Below are 20,110 nucleotides of genomic sequence, written 5' to 3'. Positions count from 1 at the left end.
AGATGGTTCGCGCGAAGGCGCGGAGGACGCAGAGAACGGCGCGCGACGCAAAACGGTACTCGTTTCATCGGCGCTGCGATGTCGGGCCGACCGGTAATCGTCCCTGCGATCACCCCCGTGCGCGACACCTCCGCGTCCTCCGCGCCTCCGCGCGAAAATCCGACTTCCTGGGGCTTTCGCGGTCGTCGCGGTCGTCGCGTGGACATCTCGCCCCGGCGTCCGAATGTCGATCCGTCCTGTAACCGATCGACATTCACATTTTACTTCGTCACCCCGGACTTGTTCCGGGGTCCACGGCGCGGCAATCGGTGCGGTGTGAGCCTCTAGCGACCGCGATTGCGGCTCGGTGGACCCCGGAACAGGTCCGGGGTGACGAAGAGGCTGGAGGTGGCGACCGGTCGTAGATGACTGTCAATCGGCCCTTAGGCTCACACCAAAAGCGCGTATCGACGCGTTTATGGACGGATTCGTCAGCGCTCCAACTGGCCCCGCGCGGCGGCGATCTGCGCCGGATCGGCATCGACCCTGCCCAGAATCTCGACCGACCCGGCATCGACCGCACGCGCCAGCAGCAGGACATAGGCATCGTCCCCCGGCGCGACCGGCACGACGATCGCGGGGGTCGCCGCCGCCGGTCGCCCGGCGGTCCGTTCGATCCAGTCCCCCAGCTCGCCCTCGCCCACCCCGGCACGATGCGCACGGGCCAGCAGGCGGGCATGGCTCTCCGGGGCGTCGCCGAATACCAGCCGGACCAGTGCCTCGACCGGTGCGCGCGGATCGACGGTCAGGCCCGCGCCGACCAGCATCGTGGCATAGCCCGCGGCATCGCGCTCGCTCGCCAGCAGGAAGTCATATGCCGCCGCCAGCGCGGCCAGCGTCGCCGGCGCGGCGGCATCCGTGCCGCGCGCGGCCTCGGCCTGGCGCCGCACGTCGACCAGCCGCTCGGTCAGCGTCGGCGTCGCCGCCGGTTCGGCCAGCGCGGCGCTCGGCCCATCGGCCCATGCCGCCGCCGGCATCGCCCGACGCGGTACGGCCCGGCGCGATTCGGCCAGCTCGGCGGCCAGCTGGGACTGGGTCGCGGTGTCGACCACTTCCTTCCAGTTGATGACGCCGTACAGATAATCGATCGCCGAACCATCGGACGAAAACGGCATCAGGATGCCGCGATACAGCATCGGGAATCCACGATGCCCGACGAACTCGGCCTCGAACCCGATCGGCGCGCGGTTGGCGATGATCTGCATATAATGATCGGTCAGTCGCGACAGCAGCGACCGGGGCGGCACCTGGCTCAACCGGACGATCGACGAATCGGTCCCGCTTTCCTCGCGCAGCGCATGGCCCAGGAACCGGATCACCCCGTCGTCATGGCCGTCGGTGAAGTCCAGCAGCACGCTGTTCGGCCCGAAATCGGCGATGCCCGCCGGGTCCAGCGCGTCGATCAGCGGACATGGCCGCCCGGCCAGCAGCGATACCCAGTGGTTGTAGGCGCGGACATGCATCCGGCGTTCGTCGGTCCCCACGACCATGACGTCGCCACCGACGCCTTCGCGATCGTCGTCCCCGCCGCCCGGCTGCTCGTTCGGTCCGCGCACGATGTCCATAATCCGTCCCCATGGGCGGTCTGCCCGAATGCGTGGGGTTGTGGACCGCCTAGGGTAAACGTCCGGTAAAATCCGCCCATGATGGCTGGAAACGCAATTCCCCTTGCCACCCGCCCCACCCACTGGTAAGCGCCCGCTCCCAGACGGTGTTCCGTCCCGGGCCGCTTTAGCTCAGTTGGTAGAGCATCGCATTCGTAATGCGGGGGTCACAGGTTCGAGTCCTGTAAGCGGCACCACTATCTGAAACCGGCACAAATGCGCGGTTTCATGAGACCCCATAGAGGGCTGTCTGAGAACTGCGCTCACGGTTGGTGCAGGCGCACCAGGAAGCGTGATCATCCCCTCGCCGCGTAACCCTGCGGCTGTTTCGCCGGATCGATGCCTTGCGCCTGTAGCGTCTGTTTAAGCATCTCGCGGACATCAAGGCGATCCGAGGCCCTGATGTTCGCGCCAAAAATGTACCACGCGATATTGACGATCCTATCGTCGCTTTCAGCCTATAATCGCGACAGAACGTAACGCGACAGGCGTTACGCTATCGCTGGCAGGCCGGCCAAATGCTTCTCCAGCGTGATCGGATAGTCACGAACCCGCACGCCGGTCGCGTTGTAGACGGCGTTGGCGATCGACGGCGCCACGCCCGACAATCCGAGTTCGCCGACGCCCTTCGCCTTGACCGGCGACATCGTGGCATCGACCTCTTCGATGAAATAGGCGTCCAGATGCGGAACGTCGGCGTGGACGGGCACTTCGTAGCCGGCAAGGTCGTGATTGACGAAGAAGCCGAAGCGGGTGTCGACCGCCATCTCTTCCATCAGCGCGGCACCGATTCCCATCGTCATGCCGCCGACCACCTGGCTACGCGCGGTCATGGGGTTCAGGATGCGTCCGGCGGCGCAGACCGCCAGCATCCGCCGGACCCGGACGATGCCGGTATAGGCGTCCACCGCGACTTCGGCAAAATGCGCGCCGACGGTCTGCTGCGCATAGCGACTGGCGAGATCGCCATATTCCATCGCGTCCTCGGCGACGATGTCGCCGTCCCTCGCGGCGTCGGCCAGCGGCACTGACCGGCCCGCCGAGACGACCCGCCCGTCCGCGAACGTCACGTCCGCGGTGTTGAAGCCCAGCCGCTGCGCGACCAGCGCGCGCAGTTTCGCACAGGCGGCATAGACCCCCGCGGTCGCCGATGCGGCGCCCGCCTGACCGCCCGAACCGGGGGTGACCGGGAACGTGGAATCGCCCAGCCTCGCGGTGACGCGGTCGAGCGGTACGCCCATCATCTCGGCGGCGGTCTGCGCGACGATCGTGTAGCTGCCCTGGCCGATGTCGGTCATGTCGGTTTCGACCGTGACGTGGCCGTCCTTGCCGAGCCGCACGCGTGCGCCCGCCTTCATGATCGGCGCACCGCGGATTGCACTCGCCATGCCCATGCCGATCAGCCACTTGCCGTCGCGCCGACTGCCCGGCTTCGCCTGCCGCGCGCCCCAACCAAACTTTTCCGCGCCTTCGGTCAGGCACTGGATGAACGGCCTAGTCGAGAAGCGGCGCTCGGGCTTTTCGGGGTCGACCTGGGTGTCGTTGGCGATGCGCAGCGCGACGGGGTCCATGCCCAGCCTTTCGGCCAGCTCGTCCATCGCCACTTCCAGCGCCATCATCCCCGGCGCCTCGCCCGGCGCGCGCATCGCATTGCCCTCCGCCAGGTCGAGCGTCGCGAGATAACGGCGCAGCAGGCGATTTTCGCCCGCGTACATCAGCCGGGTGGGAAGCGTGCACGGCTCGGTCCGGCCGCCGGGCAGATTGCCGGACCAGCAGTCGTGGCCGATGGCAAGCAGCCGCCCGTCCTTCGCCGCGCCCAGCCGGACCCGCTGAATCGTCTTGGGGCGATGGATGGTGTTGTTGAACATGATCGCGCGTTGCAGCACCACCTTTACAGGACGGCCCGACACCCGCGCAGCAATCGCGGCAAGCGCAAGATCGCTCTGCGTCGTGCCCTTGCCGCCGAAGCCGCCACCGATGAAAGCGGAGTGGAGCCGGATATTCTCCCGCGGCGTTCCGATGATGAGGCCAAGGTCGCGGCATCCCCAGTCCATCGACTGAATCGCGGTCCAGCACGTCAGCCGGTCGCCATCCCAGCGCGCGATGGTGGCGTGCGGCTCCATCATCGCATGGGCCTGATCGGGAACGGCGTAGGTTTCGTCTACCGTGACCGGCGCGTCCGCGAACGCGGCGGCGAAGGCACCGACCGAAACCTCGGACGCGCCGCCGAACGGCTCCTGCGCCGCGATCGGGGCCGATGGCTTCTGCGCGACGAGATCGAACTGGCCCTTGGCCCGCGCGTAATCGATTCGGACCAGTGCGGCGGCGGCGCGTGCCTGTTCGAACGTGTCGGCGACGACGACGGCCACCGCCTGGTGATAATGATCGACCATCGGCCCCGCCAGGACGCGCTGCACGTAGAACTTGCCGACGCCGACGGGGCCGGCATTCTCGTGCGTGACGACCGCACGGACGCCGGGTGCGGCGCGGGCGGCGGCGGTGTCGATCGCGGTGATCCGACCCTTCGCGATCGCTGCGCCCAGAATATAGCCATAGGCCGCATCGGGCGCGGCATCGTGATGCTCGGCGGCGTAGCGCGCGGTGCCGGTGGCCTTGAGCGGCCCCTCCACGCGCGGATGGGCGCGGCCGACCACGTCCAGCCGGTCGATCGGCGTCGTGCCGGCGGGGGTGTCGAACTTCATGGCGTCGTCTCCAGTTCGGCCAGGAAGGCGTCGTGCGTCAGCGGGCGGGAGAACATAGGGAAGGTTTTCGTCACCGACGCCGCCTGTTCCTCGGCGCTCAGCGTCGCGGTGCAATCGGTCAGCGTGACCACGCGGAAGCCGCGCTCATAGGCCGACCGCATCGTCGATTCGACGCAGCAGTTAGTCAGGAAACCAGCGATCGCCAGATCGGTGATGCCGCGCTGGCGCAGGATGAAATCGATGTTCGTGCTGGCGAAGCAATCCAGCCCGCGCTTGCCCTCGATCACGATGTCGCCGTCGACCGGGGCCATCGGGGCGGCGATCTCCGCACCCCAGCTGCCCTTGCGGAACGCCTGCGCCTGCACGATCCCGGCGAGGATGCCGTAAGCGTCGGCGGGGATCTCGGGATAGCCGTCGGCGAAACCGATCGGCGCGTGCATCACTGTGACGCCGCGATCGCGGGCGGCGGTTGCGACCGCGCGGCTGTGCGCCAGCATGTCGGTGTCGGCCATCACCGCCTTCACCGCATCATGCTGGACGCCGCCTTCGCTCACGAAGTCGTTCTGATACTCGATCAGCAATAGGGCGGTCTTTTCGGGTGTCATCTTGCATTCTCCCATTTGGCCCGTTCCGAAGGTGGCTCACGCCACCGCCGGTAACCGGTCGAGATGCTTGTCGAGCGTCAGCGGATAATCGCGCAGGCGCACGCCGGTCGCGTTGTACATGGCGTTGGCGACCGCCGCGCCGACGCCGCACAGGCCGAGTTCGCCGATACCCTTGGCCTTCATCGGATTGGCCTTGTCGTCGGCCTCGTCGAGGAAGATCACCTCCTGGTGCGGGATATCGGCATGGACCGGGACCTCGTAGCTGGCGAGATCGTGGTTGACGAAGAAGCCGAAGCGCCTGTCGACCGCCAGTTCCTCCATAAGCGCCGACCCGACGCCCATCGTCATCGCGCCGATCACCTGGCTGCGCGCGGTCTGCGGATTAATGATCCGCCCTGCGGCGCACACCGCCAGCATCCGGCGCAGCCGGGTCGCGCCGGTGTACATGTCCACGCCGACCTCCACGAAATGCGCGCCGAACGTGGACAGCTGCCATGTCTTGTCGAGCGTGCCAAACTCGATCTTGTCCTCGGCCACCAGCTCCCCTGCGGCGGCGGCGCGACGCAGGTCTGCGGACCGGTTGCCGCTGATCACCTTGCCGCCCTCGAACGCTACGTCGGCCGAATTATAGCCAAGCCGCTGGGCCACGGCCTCGCGCAGCTTGACGCAAGCGGCATAGACGCCCGCGGTCGCATTGGCCGCACCGAACTGGCCACCCGATCCGGCGGAAACCGGAAAAGCGGAACTGCCGAGCTTCACGATCACGGATTCGAGCGGCACGCCCATCATCTCCGCGGCAGTCTGCGCGATGATCGTATAGCTGCCGGTGCCGATGTCGGTCATATCGGTCTCGACTGTGACGACACCGTCCCGGCCCAGCCGGACGCGCGCGCCCGATGGCATATTCATGTGATTGCGGAAGGCGGAGGCTACACCCATGCCGACCAGCCATTTGCCGTCGCGGACCTGCGCGGGCTGGGCCTTGCGACGCGACCAGCCGAACTGCTGCGCGCCTTCGGTCAGACAGCGGACGAGCTGGCGCTGCGAGAAACGCCGCTTGGGGTCCTTGGGGTCGACCTGCGTGTCGTTCTTCACGCGAAAGGCGATCGGATCCATGCGGAGCTTCTCGGCCATCTCGTCCATCGCGACTTCCAGCGCCATCAGGCCCGGGGCCTCACCCGGCGCTCGCATCGCATTACCCTCGGGCAGGTCGAGCACGGCAAGACGCATCGACGTCAGCCGATTGGCACCCGCATAGAGCAGCTGCGTCTGCAGCACCGCGGCTTCGGGACCGCCGTTGGGCTGATCGCCCGATCCGCTTTCATGCGCGATCGCGGTGATCGTCCCGTCCCGGGTCGCACCGATGCGGATGCGCTGGCGCGTGGCGGGGCGATGCGTCGTGTTGTTGGCCATGAACGGCCGGCTCATCGCGACCTTCACCGGGCGACCGGCAGCCTTGGCGCCGAGCGCCGCCAGCACCGCGTCGCTGCGCAGGAACAGTTTCCCACCAAAACCGCCACCGACATAGGGCGACAGAAACGTCACCTTGTCCTTCGGTATGTTTAACGTGGTGGCGAGATCGGTGCGGCCCCAGTCGATCATCTGGTTCGACGTCCACACGGTCAGTGCGTCGCCGTTCCACGCGGCGATCGAGGCGAACGGCTCCATCATCGCATGGCTGTGATCCGGCGTCGTATATTCGGCGTCGAGCGTGACCGGCGCGGACGCGAAGGCCGCTTCGAACGTGCCGACCCGGTCCTCGCCCTTGCCGGGCTTGTCCGCATCGGTCAGCGGGGCCGACTTCAACGCGGCGTCGAGGTCGAACCGACCCTTTCCACGGGCATAGTCGACGCGGACGAGGCCGGCCGCCGCGCGCGCCTGTTCGAACGTCTCGGCGACCACGACCGCGACCGCCTGATGGTAATGATCGACATCGGGTCCGGCCAGCAACTTGACGGTGTTGTACTTGCCCTTGCCAAGCTTGCCCACGTCGGCCGCCGTCACGATTGCGATTACGCCGGGTGCGGCCTTCGCCGCGGCGGTGTCGACCGTGCTGATGCGTCCCTTGGCGACGGCGGCACCGACAACATAGCCGTACGCGGCGTTCTCGATCTCGCCGTGACGTTCATAGGCATAGGGTGCCAGCCCGGTGGTCTTGAGCGGGCCGTCGATGCGGGTCTGCGCGCGCCCGACGACCTTCATCCGGTCGATCGGGTTGGCGACCGCGGGTGTTTCGAATTTCATGAGCCTATGCCTTCGCTTCGGCGAGGACCGAGGCCAGCGCGCGGGTGGCAAGTGGCAGCTTGAACGCATTGTCTTTGGTCGGCGTCGCGCCCTGGAACGCGCGCGCGGTCACCGCTGCGGCACCGCGTGGCAGCAGCGCATCTGCCGCCTCGACACGCCACGGTTTCGGCGCCACGCCGCCGAACGCAACACGCCCGGTGCCGTCGGCCTGAATCACCGCCGCGACCGATACCAGCGCATAGGCATAGGACGCGCGGTCGCGTACCTTTTCGTAGAAATGCTTGCCGCCGAGCGGTCGGGGCAGGGTCACCGCGGTGATCAGCTCGCCCTGCTTCAGCACGGTATCCCGCTGGGGCGTGTCGCCCCACAGCCGATGGAAGTCGGCGATCGGGATCGAGCGGCGCTGGCCGGTTGCGTCCACCGTCTCGATCACCGCGTCGAGCACACGCATTGCTACCGCCATGTCGCCCGGGAACGTCGCGATGCACCTGTCGCTGACGCCGATCACGCCCAACTGGCGCGAATAGCCGCCGATCGCGGCGCATCCCGAACCCGGCTTTCGCTTGTTGCACGCCATGTTGGTGTCGTAGAAATAGGGGCAGCGTGTCCGCTGGAGCAAATTGCCCGCGGTCGACGCCTTGTTGCGCAACTGGCCCGAGGCGCCCGCGACGATCGCGCGGGTCAGAACGCCGTAGTCGCGCCGGATGCGCTCGTCGGCGGCGAGATTGGTATTGGTCACCAGTGCGCCGATGCGGAGACCGCCGTCAGCGGTCGCCTCGATCGTGTCGAAGCCGATATCCTGCACGTCGACCAGATGCGTCGGCGTCTCGACCTCGATCTTCATCAGGTCGAGCAGGTTGGTCCCGCCCGCAATGAACTTGGCGGCAGGGTTGGCGGCCACGGCGCGCGCTGCGCCACGGGCATCCTTGGCGCGTTCATAGGTGAAAGCTCTCATGCTTTTGCTCCCGCGACTTCGGCCATGGCCTCGGCGATGTTGGAATAGGCACCGCAGCGGCAGATGTTGCCGCTCATCCGCTCACGCATTTCGACGTTCGTCGCGGTCGGCCTGCTCATCAGGTCGCCCTGCGCGTGACTGGGAACACCGCGCTTGATCTCGTCGAGCACCGCGACTGCGGAACAAATCTGCCCCGGCGTACAATAGCCGCACTGGTAGCCGTCGTGCTTGATGAAGGCCGCCTGCATCGGGTGCAGCTTGTCCGGTGTGCCCAACCCCTCGATCGTCGTGATTGCGTCGCCGTCGTGCATGACCGCCAGGCTTAGGCAGGAATTGATGCGTACGCCGTCGACCATCACTGTGCAGGCACCGCACTGGCCATGATCGCAGCCCTTCTTGGTGCCCGTCAGCTGCAGATGCTCGCGCAGCGCGTCGAGCAGGGTCGTGCGCGGATCAAGATCCAGTTCCCGCTTTTCTCCGTTGACCTCGAACCGCACGGGCACGGTCGCGGTCGCTTCCGGCGGGGGTGGTGATGCGGCGAGCGCGCTTCCCGGTGAAGCGACGACCACGGCAGTCGCCGCGCTGCCGGCCAGCAGACCGCGTCGTGAAAGCTCAATTTCTGATGTGCGGGGCATGGATTTTGCGCTCCTTTGGCCCCAACGGGCACCTGCGATAGAATTTCGATCTGCGTCATTGCCGTGGGACCATCTTAACGTGTCAGCCGCCGCTATAGTGCGTGCGCAGTATTCAACGAGGCGGTGAGTGCTGCTCAACTTCATGCGAGGCTGCGGGAGGGGCCGCAGGATGCTCAATTGCCCTTCTTGATCTGCACCGTGACCGACCCGGGCGTATCGAACATGCTCGCGTCGCCGTTGACCCGTCCGAGAACGACGATCCCAGGCGATGGAACACGGCCATTTCGGTAATAGATGACGAAATCATTCGTGCCCCACAGCCCGATCGTTCCGGCCGAGAAGTCGGTCTGCCGCGAGCCGTTAGGCAAAGGTGCAGGCAACGGTCCTGTCTTCTCTTGTCGGAGATGATCGCGCATCTCGATGGTGAGCGGGAGCCTGGCCAGCAGCGCCCGCGTGGCGGGACTATCGACGAGGTCGGCAGTGATCCGGCCTCGTTCGGAGGATATCACGATGCCTCTGCCTACGACCGCACGCGTCGCCGACGAGGTATCGCTATCACTGTTCTCCACCGCCGTGCCTCCGCTAATTGTGTTGGCTGCATCACTGAAGCGGTCCTCGGCGCCACACCCAGATGCCAGACTGCCCGTCACGATCAGCATCGCCATCTTCATCCCGATTTTCACTGTCGCCGCCTTCCACAAATGCGTTTGCGGGCATTTCCACGCGGATGATGGAAGCCGGATCGATCTCGGCACCCATCGGTCCTGCGGAGTTCACGGCTTGCCGCTGTCCGTGCCGGGACCGGCGCGATATTGCGCGTCGGTCACCTGCTCCATCCACTTGACCGGCGAGCCGTTCAGCGATTCCTGGATCGCGATATGGGTCATCGCCTGCGTGGGGGTGGCGCCGTGCCAGTGCTTGCGATCGGGCGGACACCACAGCACGTCGCCCGCCTGAAACTCGATCGTCGGACCGCCTTCGACCTGCGTCCACCCGACCCCTTCCGTAACAATCAGCGTCTGACCGAGTGGATGGGTATGCCACGCGGTACGAGCGCCGGGCTCGAAATGGACCGTCGCGCCGCCGACCCGGGAGGGCGAGGGACGCTGGAACTGCCCGCTGATAGTCACCTTGCCGGTGAAATACTCCGGCGAGCCGTCGGTCGTCTTTTGATCGGCCTTGCGCGTGACTTCCATGGTGGATCTCCTGTCCTGGGCCTGAGCAGAGTGCGAAATGGTCATTGTCATGATTGCCAGCATTACGCCGCGGATGGTCGTCGAACCGATGGTCCTCATTGCGTCATCGCCCTTGCGAAAATTGTTGCTGTGGAAGGGTTCTCGGTCGGTGTGCATCAGAACGTTGCCGTGGATGACCGGTCGGTGGTCCTGCTTCCGGCGTGGCCGAGCAGTGCCGAGCCAAGAAGAACCAGCGCCGCGGCAAGGAAGGTGGCGCTTGGTCCGAAAGCATCGAACAGCAGCCCCCCCCCGGCGGCCCCCAGCGTGATCGCAAGCTGCACCACGGCGACCATCAGCCCGCCCGCCGCTTCCGCATCCTCGGGCAGCGTGCGGCTCAGCCATGTCCACCAAGCCACCGGCAGTGCGGTGCCGACGAAGCCCCACGCGCCCAGCAGCAGAGCGACGGCGACGGGGATAGAACCAAGCGCGATCAGGGCGAATGCGATCCCCGCCATGATGACCGGAGCCGCGACCAACGTAACCGACAGGTTCCAAGCGACGAAGCGGCCGATCAGCCAGGTGCCCGCAAGGCCTGCCGCGCCCATGCCGAGCAGCATGGCCGAGAGGAGCGAGACGCTGACGCCCGTGACTTGCTCGAGGAACGGACGAAGATAGGTGAACAGCGCGAACTGCCCCATGAACAGCAGGCCGACCGCGGCCATGCCGATCCGCGCTTCGGGCCGACGCAGCACACCGAGCGAACCGGTCGCACCGGACGCGCGCCTGGGGGGCATCGACGGCAGCGTCGCCCACTGCCACGCAAACGTCGCGACGGCGAGCGGGACAACGATGAAGAATGCGCCGCGCCAACCGATATACTGGCCCAGGAAGCTGCCGAGCGGGGCGGCGATCGTCGTCGCCAGCGCGTTGCCGCCGTTCAGCAGGGCCAGTCCCTTGGGCACCTGTTCGGTCGGCACGAGGCGCATGACCGTCGCCGTCGACATCGACCAGAACCCGCCGATGGCGATGCCGAGCAGCGCGCGGCCGGCGACCAGCACGAGGTAGGTGGGCGCGAACGCCACCGTCAGTCCGGAGACCAGCATCAACAGGGTTAGGCCGAGCAGCAGATGGCGTCGGTCCACACCCGCTGCCAGCGACGCAATCGTCAGGCTGGTGACGACCGCGAAGATGCCGGACACTGAAATGGCCTGCCCAGCCGCCCCTTCCGTGACTCGCAGGTCGGCCGCGATCGGCGTCAGGATGCTGACCGGCATGAATTCGGACGCGATCAGCGTGGACACGCACAAGGTGAGCGCCAGCACCGCACCCCAGCGCGCCGTTGATGCCGCCGGCGGGAGATGCCGGGCGTCGGTGTTTGCCATGCTGGTCATGCCTGTGTCCCTCTGGTCCTGTCGGGCCTTCGAGACACGATTATGGGGGCGGGAGCGGCACAGGGTTAGCGGGTGTCTGATCCATGCCACGATGAGCAAGGCTCATCATCGCGGCCGGTCATGACCCCATCGGATGGATTTCCTTGATGAGCTCGATGAGCAGGCGAAGCCCCGTCGGCACCTGCCGCCGGCCCGAATAATAGATATGAAAGCCCGGGCCGGTTGATACCCAGTCCTCAAGGACGGCGTGCAACTCGCCGCTGTTCACGAGTGATGCGACCGTGGGTTCGGGAAGATACGCCAGCCCGACGCCGCGCCGGACGAGGCTCAGCCCGAACTGGGTCTCATCGAAGGTGATCGGCCCCGGAACGTCCAGCTCGAACGCCTCGCCCTCCTTGTCGAACTCCCAGCGATAGATGCTGCCGTCGCCCAGCCGAATCCGCAGGCAGCGGTGTTCCTTCAGTTGAAGCGGATGCGTGGGGACACCGTGCTTCGCCAGATAGGCTGGAGAGCCGACGACGACCCAACGGATATCAGGCGACAGTCTTTGAGCGATCATGTCCTCGGGGACGGTGCCGCCATAACGAATGCCGGCATCGGCCCCTTCCGAGATGACATCGACCAGATGGTTGGTGACGGCCACGTCGATCTGGATATCGGGATACCGCTCCACGAAGATCGGCAGGACCGGACCCAGCAGCAGCGTGGCGGCATGTTCGAGGATGTTCAGGCGGATGCGACCGGAGGGCTCGTCACGGTAGCGGTTGAGGGCCTCCGCGGCGGATCCGATTGCCTCGAACGGCTCGACGATCTTGCCCAGAAGCTCCTCTCCCGCGGCCGTCAGCGTGACGCTTCGGTTGGTCCGGTTCAGCAGCCTGACGCCGAGCCGGGTTTCGAGGCCCTTGAGCGAATGGCTGAGCGCCGAGGCGCTGACGCCAAGATCGAGGCCGGCACGCCGAAAGCTGTGATGGTTGGCGATCGCCAGGAAATAGCTGAAATCGGCAAGGTCGGTGCGGCTGATCTTCATGGCCGCATCCTGCCCGCTATGCCCATCGGTGGCAATTTGCGTCGGGCGATCGGCGAAAACCGTCCTGCGAAAGCCGCCGTCGCGTCAGCATATTCCAGCCGCAGCCCCTACATTCGCCCGGCCCGGCGATCCACGAGGCCTTCATCTTCGGCCGTCCCTCGGGACGCAAATTCTCCAATGATCTGAGTGCCCAGTTTTGTCTCCTGTGGGGCACCACTCCTACGAAAATCGTTGAAAACCAATCGTTCGATTCGACGGTGGATTGCGTCGACAACGATGCGTGAAGGTTACCGTTTTCCGGCAGGCAGTGCAGACCGCGTGATCGGCGGAGCGATTTCGCCTTCATCGCCCCGGCACCCGGGTCTATCCTGTCATCATGAAAGCGACCGTGACGCCGGCCTTGATCGCCGCCCTTTCCGCTCTCACCGGCTGCGGTTCCGCAGACAGTTCGGTGGATAATGCCGTCAGTCCCGCCACCATGATCCTGGTATCGGACGCGATCGAAGTGGCGGGCGATACCGGCATCTACACCTTCGGCGATGGCGGCGCGAAAACGCAGATTCGCTTTCCGATCGCTACCGACCGCGCCGATCCCGTTCTCTATCATGACGTACAGCGCCTTGGGGAAAGTGGCGGCGTTGTTGCGGTGCTCGACAGCTATGGCAGCAGGAACGGTGGAGCGCGTTGTGCCAACGGTCGAGAATCCTGGGTGCGGTTGTTTTCGATCGTTCAGCGACGCCTGACGGATTCCATTCCGGCTGAAAGCTGCCTTGATCGCCGCGATACGGGCGAGCCGCCCGTCACCTGGCAGGGCGACGGCTTCACCATCGATGGACGGGAACCCCGTCGGTTCAGGATCGTCGACGGCAAGGCACAAAGCAGCGAGGCGCGCCGATGAGCGATCAGACCAACCAGATCGTCATCGCCGATCGGGACATGCTCGTCCGCATGTGGCTGACCGAGGCGGTCGCTACCGGCAAGATGACGCAGGCCGCAGCCGACAAGCATTGGAAAGACTACAGCGACAACTGGCATACGGTCGCGAATTATTTTTCCGCGACCGACGATGCGATGCTGATCCGCAAGCTGGTGCGGGAAACCGGCATTCGCGGCCGCTGCTATTTCAAGAGCTACAACGGCAAGCTGCATGTCGTGTTCAAAGGCTATCCGGGCCTGCGTCGCGTCCTGACCGGAACGAAATATGGCGCGCTCCATCCCAAGGTCGTGGGCCTGGGGATCGGCAAGGCCGGGGTCGCGAAGTCGGCGAAGGGCGGCACGATCGTATCGGTCGTCCTGCTGACGGTCTGGAACATCGTCGACTACGTCATTCGGGACGAGGCGACTCTGGGCCAGATGCTCGGGGGTATCGCCGGGGATGTCAGCAAGGCGTTGATTGCAGGCGGCGTAGGCTATGCGGCGGGGTCAGCAGCGGTAGCACTGGGCATGACCGTGGCGGCCGGACCGCTGGTGATCGCCGTCGTCGTCGGACTGGGCGTCGGATGGGCGCTCGATGCGCTGGATGAGAAATACCGATTCACCGAACGCCTGCAGAAACAGCTCGACGAAGGCATCGCCGAGCTGGAGCGCAAGAAGCAGGCCCTGGTCGCACGCGGACAGACCACGGCCTTTCAGTTTGCCGGAAACGTCATCGACCTGATCCGCGATGCCGCGATCGCCGAAGGAAAGCGGCAGATCCGCGACATCTTCTGGAAACTCCTTCCCCGCTATCCGACCCTGCGATGACGCGCGAGCGGCGCCGGGCCGCGATCCTCATGGCGGGCATCGGCCTGACGCTGTCGCTGCTGTGCGGATGGTTGCTGGCAGGTTCGATCACGGCGTCGTTGGCCGCATGGCACGGTGGCGCCGCAGAGGTTCGGGTGTCGGGCGGCGACGTCGGAATGCTGGTCCTGATGCCGATCCTCATCGCGTTGGCGGCATGGGGAACGATGGCGGCATTTCGGGATGGCAGCGCGATGCGCCGGATCGGCAATGGGATCGCGGTGGCGGCGATGATCGCCGTGCCGGTGGCCCTCGCCGGATCATGGGCGTTTCAGGCCTGGGCGGAACAGCGGCTGGTACAGGACGGCTATGTGCGTTGCGGGGCGGACCGGACCGGTCGCTTTCCGTCTCTGACCCTATGTGCCCGCAAAGCCATTCCGGCCTAAAGGGGCAATCCGCCCCCAAAGCGATGACGGTGGCTGAAGCCGGTCGCAAACGGCCCTGACGGAAAAGGGCCGCGCCTCCGGTTGGGAGACGCGGCCCTTCTGGCCTTCCGGCAGTCGCGCTTATGCGGCCAGCTTGCGCAGCACGTACTGGAGGATGCCGCCGTTCAGGAAATATTCCAGCTCGTTGACGGTATCGATCCGGCACCTGGTCTGGAAGGTTTCGGTCGTGCCGTCGGCACGGACCATGATGACTTCGACGTCCTGCCGCGGGCGCAGGTTCGCGACGCCCTGTATCGTGAAGGTTTCGTCGCCGGTCAGGCCCAGCGTCTGGCGGGTGACGCCTTCGGCGAACTGCAGCGGCAGCACGCCCATGCCGACCAGGTTCGAGCGGTGGATACGCTCGAAGCTCTCGGTGATGACCGCGCGGACGCCCAGCAGGTTGGTGCCCTTCGCCGCCCAGTCGCGCGACGAGCCGGTGCCATATTCCTTGCCCGCGATGACGACCAGCGGCGTGCCGTCGGCCTTGTGGCGCATCGCCGCGTCATAGATCGGCATGACTTCGCCGTCATAACGGCTCATGCCGCCCTCGACGCCGGGGACCATCTCGTTCTTGATGCGGATATTGGCGAAGGTGCCGCGAACCATGACATTGTCGTTGCCGCGACGCGCGCCATAGCTGTTGAAGTCGGCGCGGCTGACCTGCCGCTCCATCAGCCACTTGCCCGCCGGGCTGTCGGCCTTGATCGAACCGGCCGGCGAGATGTGGTCGGTGGTGATCGAATCGCCGAGGATCGCCAGCGGCTTCGCCTCGATGATGTCGGCGATCGGGTTCGGCGTCATCGCCAGCCCGTCGAAATAGGGCGGGTTGGCGATATAGGTGCTCGACGTCGGCCAGTTATAGGTGTCCGACCCCTCGACCGAAATGCCCGCCCAATGCTTGTCGCCGGCATAGACGTTGCCATAGCGCGACCGGAACATGCCGTCGTCGATATTGGCGGCCATCAGGTCGGCGACCTCTTCGTTGGTCGGCCAGATGTCCTTCAGATAGACGTCCTGACCATCGGTGCCCTGCCCGATCGGGGTCGCGACCATATCCTCGGTCACGGTGCCCTTCAGCGCATACGCCACGACCAGCGGCGGCGAGGCAAGGAAATTGGCGCGCACGTCGGCCGACACGCGGCCTTCGAAGTTGCGGTTGCCCGACAGGACCGACGCGGCGACGATGTCGTTGCCGTTGATCGCGGCGCTGATGGGTGCCGCCAGCGGACCCGAATTGCCGATGCAGGTGGTGCAGCCATAGCCGACGAGGTTGAAGCCGACCGCGTTCAGGTCGGCGGTCAGGCCGGCCTTGTCGAGATAATCGGTGACGACCTGGCTACCCGGCGCCAGCGAGGTCTTGACCCAGGGCTTGGGCTTGAGGCCCAGCGCATTCGCCTTGCGCGCGACGAGGCCGGCGGCGACCAGCACCGACGGGTTCGACGTGTTGGTGCAGCTGGTGATCGCCGCGATCACGACGTCGCCGTCGCCGATGTCGTGGGTGGCACCCTCGACCGGGGCACGGACGGCGGCGGCCTTCTTGTAGACGTTGGTCAGGTCGGCGTTGAAGACGTCATCGACGTTCGGCAGCTCGACGCGGTCCTGCGGACGCTTCGGGCCGGCAAGCGACGGCACGACGGTCGACATGTCGAGTTCGAGCGTGTCGGTGAAGATCGGGTCGACGGCGTTTTCCTCACGCCAGAAGCCGTTGGCCTTGGCATAGGCTTCGGTCAGCGCGATCACTTCGTCGGGGCGCGCGGTCAGGCGCATATAGTCGATCGTCTTGTCGTCTACGGGGAAGAAACCGCAGGTCGCGCCATATTCCGGCGCCATGTTGGCGATCGTCGCACGATCGGCCAGCGTCATCGACGACAGGCCCGGACCGTAGAACTCGACGAAGCGACCGACCACGCCCTTGGCGCGCAGCATCTGCGTGACGGTCAGCACCAGGTCGGTGGCGGTGATGCCTTCCTGCAGCTTACCCGTAAGCTTGAAGCCGACGACTTCGGGGATCAGCATCGACACCGGCTGGCCGAGCATCGCCGCTTCCGCCTCGATGCCGCCCACGCCCCAGCCGAGCACGCCCAGACCATTGACCATCGTCGTGTGGCTGTCGGTGCCGACCAGCGTGTCCGGGTATGCGATCGTGCCGGTGCCGTCGGTCGATTCCGACGACCACACCGCCTGCGCGACATATTCGAGGTTCACCTGGTGGCAGATGCCGGTGCCCGGCGGCACGACCGAGAAATTGTCGAGCGCCTTCGAACCCCATTTGAGAAACTCATAGCGCTCGATGTTGCGCTGATATTCCAGCTCGACATTCTGTTCGGCGGCCTTGGGCGTGCCGAATTCGTCGACCATGACCGAGTGGTCGATCACGAGATGGACCGGCACCTGCGGATTGATCTTGCCCGCGTCGCCGCCGAGCTTGGTGATCGCGTCGCGCATCGCCGCCAGATCGACGACGCAGGGAACGCCGGTGAAGTCCTGCATCAGCACGCGTGCCGGGCGATACTGGATCTCGCGGTCCGACCGGGCGTCCTTCTGCCAGTCGACGATCGCCTGCGCGTCCTCTTGCGTCACGGTCACGCCGTCCTCGAAGCGCAGCATGTTCTCCAGCAGCACCTTCATCGAGAAGGGCAGCCGCGACACGTCGCCGAGCTTCGCCGACGCCTTCGCCAGCGAATAATAAGAATAGGTCTTGCCGCCGACAGTAAGCGTGTCGCGGGTGCCGAGCGTGTCCTGGCCAATGGCGGTCATGCGGGTCCTTCCCAGTTGGTCATGGCAGCCCGGCCCGGACGGAGCGGCAATTCCGCTCGCAAGGCCCGCCGCACATGCGAATACGAGCGATAACCGCTGCGCCTTAGCAACCGGGGGCACCGGGGGGAAGAGTGCGATACGCTCATAATCGGCGCAAAAGGTCAACAGTTTTTGATCGGCATTCTCATTAGCAGGACTGCGCCTTACGGAATGCCCGCGCCGAGATTGGGTCGGCGATAAAAGCGGGAGAGCAACGGCTTTTCGACAAGAAAGTGAACGACGAACGAACCGATCACCGCCGCGACCACCGTTCCGGCCCAGAACGCCCAGGGCGCACGGTCGAACAGGCCGATCCTGGCCGCGATCGCATCGGTCACGCGAATCGTCACCGGATGCGACAGATACAGCGCGTAGGACGCATCGCCGCCCAGCACGAGCAACGTCATCCAGCGGCCATGTTCGCCGCGCGGCTCCAGCCCGAACACCGCGCCGCCCAGGATCAGCGCCGCCGGGATGCCGCCGGTCCACAGCCGCCAGATATGATCGTACAGGTCCAGCTGATAGCAGACGAACGCGAGCGCCAGCCCCGCCACGACCATCGCCCAGCCGGCGCCACGCGACACCCGCCATCCGCGCAGGAACGCAGCGGCCAATGCAATCCCGAACAGGAATTCGCCGATGATCGGATAGCCCCAGAAATGCAGCATCGACCACGACGCCGGCACCACCTGTCCGATCACGATCAGCCCGACGATCAGGCCGACGACCACGATAACGCCGGTACGCCGCGCAAAGCCCAGCGCCAGCGCGAACAGCGCATAGAACAACATCTCGTAATTGATCGTCCAGCCAAGCGTGAAGACCGGAAAGCAATAGTCGCCGCACACCGGCCCCGGCAGGAACAGGTAGGAAAAGAGGATGTTGCTCCAGGGCAGGTCGATCGCGCCGGTCGCGAGGCCGACGGCCAGCACCAGCGTCGTGAACAGCCAGTACATCGGCACGACCCGCACGATCCGGCGGCGCAGGAACGTCGCGGTGGCGCCCGGTCGCGCGAACCGGTCATGCATCAGATAATACATGACGAAGCCGGAAATGACGAAGAACACGTCGACCCCCAGCCCCCAGTCGAGGGGGACGAAGGCATAGCGTCCGGCGCCCGCACCCAGCCGTTCGAGCAGCGCATGTTGCGTATGTCCGATCAGCACCAGGAACGCGGCGAAAAAGCGCAATATCTGTAGCGAATCGAGGCGTGAAGCCGCCCGTCCTGCTGTCTTCACGACCCGCCATCCCTTCTATACACCGCAATCGTCCATACCCGCCGAACGCTTTACGCATCGTGCATAATCGCCTAGCGCAATTTTGCAGTGCAGCAATATCGCGCGGTTGCCATTCCGGCGGACTTTCGGTGCGATTGGGGGTATCGATACGCCATGGCGGGGGTTGCGGGCAAATTGATGCGCGGAGGGTTGCCGAACATGGCGATCCGCGGATCGCAGCTGTTCTTCCGCTTCGCCCTTTCCTTCTACATCGTCAGCCAGCTGGGGCTGGAGGCGGCGGGCATCTATGGCCTCGCGATCGGCGCGATCGGCATCGTGCCGGCGGCGGTCGGCTGGGGCCTGAACTATTTCGTTTCGCGCGAAGTCGTCGGGCATACGCCGGCGACGGCGGCGGGGCTGGTCCGCGACCGGCTGGCCATCTCCATCGCATCGCTGCTGGCCGGGACGATCGTCGTCGTACCGATACTGGTATGGATGACGGGGTCCTTGAGCGAAACGGCCATCCTCATCCTCATCCTGCTGTGGCTGGAGACGCTGGCACTCGACATCTACATGCCGATGATCGGGCTGGAGATGGCGCTGTTCGCCAATGTCATGGTGTTCATCCGCTCAGCGCTGTGGATCCCGATCGTCGTCGGCATCGGCTTCCTGTATCCGCCGCTGCAGACGCTCAACGCCATCTTCATCGGCTGGATCGCCAGCCATTTTGTTGCCTATGCCATGTTATTCGCCCATCTGCGCCGCTGGCCGATCCGCGACGGCCTGCGCGATCCGATGCAGCTCGGTCGGCTGGGCAAGCGGGTGCGCGATGCGTGGTACATCTATTTCAGCGATCTTGGCATCGTCGGCCTGGGCTATGCCGACCGCTTCATCCTGAACGCGCTGCTGGGGCTGGCCGCGACGGGCATCTACAGCTTCTATTTCTCGATCACCAACGCGCTACAGACCCTCATCACCACCGCCGTCGTCCAGCTGGCGCTGCCACGCATGGTCCGGGCGGCGCGGAGCGGCGACGGGGCGGAATGGCGGGCAGAACTGCGGCGACAGATGGTCAGGACGCTGGCCTATGCCGGCGTGCTCGCCGCGGTCATCTTCGCGGCGACCGAGGTCATCTTCTATCTTAGCCCCGAGGGGCGTTTCCCGGTCTATCGCACGCTGCTGGTCATCATGCTGCTGGCGGCCGTCATCCGTTCGGGGTCGGACCTGCTCAACGTGGCGATCACCAGCATGGGCCGCGACCATGCCTATGCCGCGACCAATGTCGTCGGCGTCCTCCTCGCGCTGGCGTTCGGGGCCGGGTTCATGTGGGCGTTCGGGCTGATCGGTGCCGGGCTGTCGGCGGTCGCCACCGCCACCAGCCTGCTGGTCATCCGCCTGCTCTATCTGCGCCATGTCGGGCGCGGCGAGATCGTTGCGCCCGGCACTGCCGTCGAGGCGCCGCTGTGACGTCCCCGGCTTTTTCAGACCTGCAACAATCGTCGCATGTCGGCGTGCG

Annotated in this window: 16 protein-coding genes and 1 tRNA gene; 5 read left to right on the top strand and 12 right to left on the bottom strand. The window is 65.7% G+C overall.

The annotated features are described in order from the left end of the window. Positions 1 to 470: 470 nt before the first annotated feature. Positions 471 to 1,604 carry a PAS domain-containing protein gene (locus ASE83_RS14550; RefSeq protein WP_082443368.1) on the bottom strand — a complete coding sequence of 378 codons (1,134 nt, stop codon included), beginning with the start codon at positions 1,602 to 1,604 and terminating at the stop codon, positions 471 to 473. 160 nt (positions 1,605 to 1,764) lie between these two features. On the opposite strand from ASE83_RS14550, the gene ASE83_RS14545 reads away from it, so the two are divergent. Then, positions 1,765 to 1,840, top strand: a tRNA-Thr gene (locus tag ASE83_RS14545). 294 nt (positions 1,841 to 2,134) lie between these two features. Here ASE83_RS14545 and paoC (ASE83_RS14540) read toward each other — a convergent pair. The 9 genes from paoC (ASE83_RS14540) to ASE83_RS14500 all read right to left on the bottom strand — a co-directional run bounded on the left by paoC (ASE83_RS14540) (position 2,135) and on the right by ASE83_RS14500 (position 12,377). Continuing rightward, a complete protein-coding gene (gene paoC, locus ASE83_RS14540; RefSeq protein WP_055791675.1) occupies positions 2,135 to 4,345 on the bottom strand; it encodes an aldehyde oxidoreductase molybdenum-binding subunit PaoC in 2,211 nt (736 codons plus the stop codon). Next, positions 4,342 to 4,950, bottom strand: coding sequence for a cysteine hydrolase family protein (locus ASE83_RS14535; protein ID WP_055791883.1), 609 nt, complete (start codon positions 4,948 to 4,950; stop codon positions 4,342 to 4,344). Before ASE83_RS14535 ends, paoC (ASE83_RS14540) begins: the two co-directional genes overlap by 4 nt. Positions 4,951 to 4,986: 36 nt before the next feature. Then, entirely contained in the window at positions 4,987 to 7,194 is a 2,208-nt protein-coding gene (gene paoC / locus ASE83_RS14530) for an aldehyde oxidoreductase molybdenum-binding subunit PaoC (protein WP_055791674.1), read from the bottom strand. Between the two features lie 4 nt (positions 7,195 to 7,198). After that, positions 7,199 to 8,149, bottom strand: a complete 951-nt coding sequence (locus tag ASE83_RS14525; RefSeq protein WP_055791670.1) for an FAD binding domain-containing protein — start codon at positions 8,147 to 8,149, stop codon at positions 7,199 to 7,201. After that, complete coding sequence (paoA, locus tag ASE83_RS14520; RefSeq protein ID WP_082443367.1) at positions 8,146 to 8,784, bottom strand: aldehyde dehydrogenase iron-sulfur subunit PaoA; 639 nt, start codon at positions 8,782 to 8,784, stop codon at positions 8,146 to 8,148. The genes ASE83_RS14525 and paoA overlap by 4 nt, the downstream gene beginning before the upstream one ends. Before the next feature lie 173 nt (positions 8,785 to 8,957). Then, positions 8,958 to 9,449, bottom strand: a complete 492-nt coding sequence (locus ASE83_RS14515) for a cyclophilin-like fold protein (protein WP_200921907.1) — start codon at positions 9,447 to 9,449, stop codon at positions 8,958 to 8,960. A gap of 108 nt (positions 9,450 to 9,557) precedes the next feature. Next, entirely contained in the window at positions 9,558 to 10,136 is a 579-nt protein-coding gene (locus tag ASE83_RS14510; RefSeq protein ID WP_235513259.1) for a (R)-mandelonitrile lyase, read from the bottom strand. Then, positions 10,136 to 11,350, bottom strand: a complete 1,215-nt coding sequence (locus ASE83_RS14505) for an MFS transporter (RefSeq protein ID WP_055791663.1) — start codon at positions 11,348 to 11,350, stop codon at positions 10,136 to 10,138. Before ASE83_RS14505 ends, ASE83_RS14510 begins: the two co-directional genes overlap by 1 nt. Before the next feature lie 118 nt (positions 11,351 to 11,468). Then, the gene (locus ASE83_RS14500; RefSeq protein WP_055791659.1) at positions 11,469 to 12,377 is read right to left on the bottom strand and encodes a LysR family transcriptional regulator; all 909 of its coding nucleotides are present in this window, start codon (positions 12,375 to 12,377) and stop codon (positions 11,469 to 11,471) included. Positions 12,378 to 12,753: 376 nt separating this feature from the next. Between ASE83_RS14500 and ASE83_RS14495 the strand changes: the two genes are divergently transcribed. The 3 genes from ASE83_RS14495 to ASE83_RS14485 are packed head-to-tail and all read left to right on the top strand — an operon-like array spanning position 12,754 to position 14,542. Next, positions 12,754 to 13,275: a hypothetical protein gene (locus ASE83_RS14495; RefSeq protein ID WP_055791657.1), complete on the top strand. Its 522-nt coding sequence runs from the start codon at positions 12,754 to 12,756 to the stop codon at positions 13,273 to 13,275. Further along, positions 13,272 to 14,120, top strand: a complete 849-nt coding sequence (locus ASE83_RS14490; RefSeq protein WP_055791654.1) for a hypothetical protein — start codon at positions 13,272 to 13,274, stop codon at positions 14,118 to 14,120. Before ASE83_RS14495 ends, ASE83_RS14490 begins: the two co-directional genes overlap by 4 nt. Further along, the gene (locus ASE83_RS14485) at positions 14,117 to 14,542 is read left to right on the top strand and encodes a hypothetical protein (protein ID WP_055791650.1); all 426 of its coding nucleotides are present in this window, start codon (positions 14,117 to 14,119) and stop codon (positions 14,540 to 14,542) included. The genes ASE83_RS14490 and ASE83_RS14485 overlap by 4 nt, the downstream gene beginning before the upstream one ends. Before the next feature lie 120 nt (positions 14,543 to 14,662). On the opposite strand, the gene acnA is transcribed toward ASE83_RS14485, so the two are convergent. Continuing rightward, positions 14,663 to 17,338, bottom strand: a complete 2,676-nt coding sequence (gene acnA, locus ASE83_RS14480; protein ID WP_055791647.1) for an aconitate hydratase AcnA — start codon at positions 17,336 to 17,338, stop codon at positions 14,663 to 14,665. Between the two features lie 203 nt (positions 17,339 to 17,541). Next, a complete protein-coding gene (locus ASE83_RS14475) occupies positions 17,542 to 18,615 on the bottom strand; it encodes an acyltransferase family protein (protein ID WP_082443366.1) in 1,074 nt (357 codons plus the stop codon). A 198-nt stretch (positions 18,616 to 18,813) separates the two neighbouring features. Between ASE83_RS14475 and ASE83_RS14470 the strand changes: the two genes are divergently transcribed. Further along, positions 18,814 to 20,061 (top strand): lipopolysaccharide biosynthesis protein, encoded by a 1,248-nt coding sequence (locus ASE83_RS14470; protein WP_156353201.1) that lies wholly within the window; start codon positions 18,814 to 18,816, stop codon positions 20,059 to 20,061. Positions 20,062 to 20,110 lie beyond the last annotated feature (49 nt).

Source organism: Sphingomonas sp. Leaf32, assembly GCF_001421765.1.
Lineage (GTDB): Bacteria > Pseudomonadota > Alphaproteobacteria > Sphingomonadales > Sphingomonadaceae > Sphingomonas.
The sequence above is the reverse complement of the archived record's forward strand: the minus strand, read 5'-3'. Positions and strand labels throughout refer to the sequence as shown.

Excerpts from the sequence above, each read along its gene's own strand:
- paoC (WP_055791675.1), bottom strand. The coding sequence starts at position 4,345 with ATGAAGTTCGACACCCCCGCCGGCACGACGCCGATCGACCGGCTGGAC.
- ASE83_RS14535 (WP_055791883.1), bottom strand. The coding sequence starts at position 4,950 with ATGACACCCGAAAAGACCGCCCTATTGCTGATCGAGTATCAGAACGAC.
- ASE83_RS14470 (WP_156353201.1), top strand. The coding sequence starts at position 18,814 with ATGGCGATCCGCGGATCGCAGCTGTTCTTCCGCTTCGCCCTTTCCTTC.
- ASE83_RS14490 (WP_055791654.1), top strand. The coding sequence starts at position 13,272 with ATGAGCGATCAGACCAACCAGATCGTCATCGCCGATCGGGACATGCTC.
- ASE83_RS14505 (WP_055791663.1), bottom strand. The coding sequence starts at position 11,350 with ATGACCAGCATGGCAAACACCGACGCCCGGCATCTCCCGCCGGCGGCA.
- ASE83_RS14495 (WP_055791657.1), top strand. The coding sequence starts at position 12,754 with ATGAAAGCGACCGTGACGCCGGCCTTGATCGCCGCCCTTTCCGCTCTC.
- paoA (WP_082443367.1), bottom strand. The coding sequence starts at position 8,784 with ATGCCCCGCACATCAGAAATTGAGCTTTCACGACGCGGTCTGCTGGCC.
- ASE83_RS14485 (WP_055791650.1), top strand. The coding sequence starts at position 14,117 with ATGACGCGCGAGCGGCGCCGGGCCGCGATCCTCATGGCGGGCATCGGC.
- ASE83_RS14550 (WP_082443368.1), bottom strand. The coding sequence starts at position 1,604 with ATGGACATCGTGCGCGGACCGAACGAGCAGCCGGGCGGCGGGGACGAC.
- ASE83_RS14515 (WP_200921907.1), bottom strand. The coding sequence starts at position 9,449 with ATGGCGATGCTGATCGTGACGGGCAGTCTGGCATCTGGGTGTGGCGCC.
- ASE83_RS14500 (WP_055791659.1), bottom strand. The coding sequence starts at position 12,377 with ATGAAGATCAGCCGCACCGACCTTGCCGATTTCAGCTATTTCCTGGCG.
- ASE83_RS14525 (WP_055791670.1), bottom strand. The coding sequence starts at position 8,149 with ATGAGAGCTTTCACCTATGAACGCGCCAAGGATGCCCGTGGCGCAGCG.
- paoC (WP_055791674.1), bottom strand. The coding sequence starts at position 7,194 with ATGAAATTCGAAACACCCGCGGTCGCCAACCCGATCGACCGGATGAAG.
- ASE83_RS14510 (WP_235513259.1), bottom strand. The coding sequence starts at position 10,136 with ATGCACACCGACCGAGAACCCTTCCACAGCAACAATTTTCGCAAGGGC.
- acnA (WP_055791647.1), bottom strand. The coding sequence starts at position 17,338 with ATGACCGCCATTGGCCAGGACACGCTCGGCACCCGCGACACGCTTACT.